Source organism: Pseudomonas sp. NPDC087615 (assembly GCF_044743445.1).
GTDB lineage: Bacteria > Pseudomonadota > Gammaproteobacteria > Pseudomonadales > Pseudomonadaceae > Aquipseudomonas > Aquipseudomonas baetica_A.
This window is the reverse complement of the sequence record NZ_JBIUWM010000096.1, coordinates 9,093-10,922: the sequence shown is the minus strand read 5'-3', so window position 1 is coordinate 10,922 and position 1,830 is coordinate 9,093. Positions and strand designations below refer to the sequence as shown.

At 58.1% G+C, this 1,830-nt stretch carries 2 protein-coding genes and 1 pseudogene; all 3 read right to left on the bottom strand.

The window, feature by feature from the left end; translation table 11 throughout:
* Positions 1-80: pseudogene (locus ACIOU6_RS26930) on the bottom strand (F0F1 ATP synthase subunit I); the annotation flags it as partial.
* A 148-nt stretch (positions 81-228) separates the two neighbouring features.
* The gene (locus ACIOU6_RS26925; protein WP_221733259.1) at positions 229-1,101 is read right to left on the bottom strand and encodes a ParB/RepB/Spo0J family partition protein; all 873 of its coding nucleotides are present in this window, start codon (positions 1,099-1,101) and stop codon (positions 229-231) included.
* A 9-nt stretch (positions 1,102-1,110) separates the two neighbouring features.
* Positions 1,111-1,830 (bottom strand): ParA family protein (locus tag ACIOU6_RS26920; protein WP_401139717.1); only part of this gene is annotated, 720 nt, incomplete at its 5' end.

Below are 1,830 nucleotides of genomic sequence, written 5' to 3'. Positions count from 1 at the left end.
AAAATGACAAATTGAGCCATCAACACCGGAAAAACCGCCAAGCGATGGAACGGCAGGCGGTTTGGCTTGCGGGTTTCCATCACGATTGCTCTCCAATGGTCGGCTGCCAGAATTCAATAACTTGGCATAATTTGTGCCGACAAAATGCGCGCAGAGTATAGGGGCGCTTCTGCCCCTATTCAACTGTCAGGTAGTGATTTCCGACTGCTCGCTACATGAGGAAATGTTTCAGCGGATGTGTGCGAGCACACCTTGAAGCTCATCGAGGGAGTTGTAACCAATCACCAACTGCCCTTTTCCCTTCTTTCCGTGGCGAATCTGCACCGCAGAGCCTAGGCGCTCGGCCAGACGCTGTTCGAGGCGGGCGATATCCGGGTCGGGTTTGCTGGCTTCGACAGGCTCCGGTTTACCACTCAACCACTGGCGAACCAGTGCCTCGGTTTGGCGCACGGTGAGGCCGCGTGCGACAACATGTCGCGCCCCCTCCACCTGCTGATTGTCCGGCAGACCGAGCAAGGCACGGGCATGACCCATTTCCAGGTCACCGTGGGACAACATGGTCTTGATGACTTCCGGCAGCGCAATAAGTCGCAACAGGTTAGCCACAGTGACGCGAGACTTACCCACAGCCTCGGCGACTTGTTGCTGAGTCAGCTGGAATTCCTGCTGCAACCGTTGCAACGCGACCGCTTCCTCGATCGGATTGAGATCTTCACGCTGAATGTTTTCGATCAGCGCTATGGCGATCGCGGTTTCATCCGGTACGTCGCGAACCATCGCCGGAATGGTTTCCTGCCCGGCCTGCTGACTGGCGCGCCAGCGGCGTTCACCGGCGATGATTTCAAAGCGGCCGCCACCAATCGGACGAACCACGATCGGCTGCATCACGCCCTGTGCCTTGATCGACTGCGCCAACTCTTCGAGCGCCTGCGGGTCCATATCCCGGCGTGGCTGATACTTGCCACGCTGCAGCAGGTCCAGTGGCAGGTGCTGCAGTTCACGGGTATCCGCTTGCGCCGCTTGTTCTTCCAGCGCACCGACAGTCGGACCACTCAGCAGTGCATCCAGTCCACGTCCGAGACCTCGTTTCTTGACGGCCATGGGGATTCCTTAAGTTGCCTGAGCAGCGGCGATACGTGAATTTTTGCGCTGACGGCGAACCATTTCGCCCGCCAATGCCAGATAAGCCAATGCGCCGCGCGATTGCTTGTCGTAGGCCAGAGCCGGCATGCCGTAACTCGGCGCTTCAGCCAGACGAATGTTACGCGGGATCACCGTGTCGTAGAGTTGATCGCCGAAGTGCTCTTTGAGCTGCGCCGAAACGTCGTTCATCAGGCTCAGGCGCGGGTCGTACATGGTCCGCAGCAGGCCTTCGACTTTCAGGTTGGGATTGAGCAGTTCAGCGATGCGCTTGATGTTATCCACAAGGTCGCTCAAACCTTCCAGCGCAAAGTACTCGCACTGCATGGGGATAATCACGCCATCAGCAGCCACCAATGCGTTCAGTGTGAGCATCGACAGGGACGGCGGGCAGTCGATCAGAATGTAATCGTAGTTTTCACGGATCGGCGCCAGCGCGCTGCGCAGGCGGCTTTCCTTCATCTGCATTTCCAGCAGAACCACTTCGGCCGCCGTCAGATCGCGGTTGGCCGGCAGTAGTTGATAACCGCCATGCTCGGAGTAGTGCATGGCCTGAGTCAGATCGCATTCGCCGATCAGCAGGTCATAGACCGAGTTTTCCAGGCCATGTTTATCCACACCGCTACCCATGGTGGCGTTGCCCTGTGGATCGAGATCGATCAACAGCACCCGGCGCTTGGTCGCGACCAG

What these genes read in the sequence shown, in the direction of transcription:
- ACIOU6_RS26925 (WP_221733259.1), bottom strand. Translation starts at nt 1,101, where the DNA reads ATGGCCGTCAAGAAACGAGGTCTCGGACGTGGACTGGATGCACTGCTG.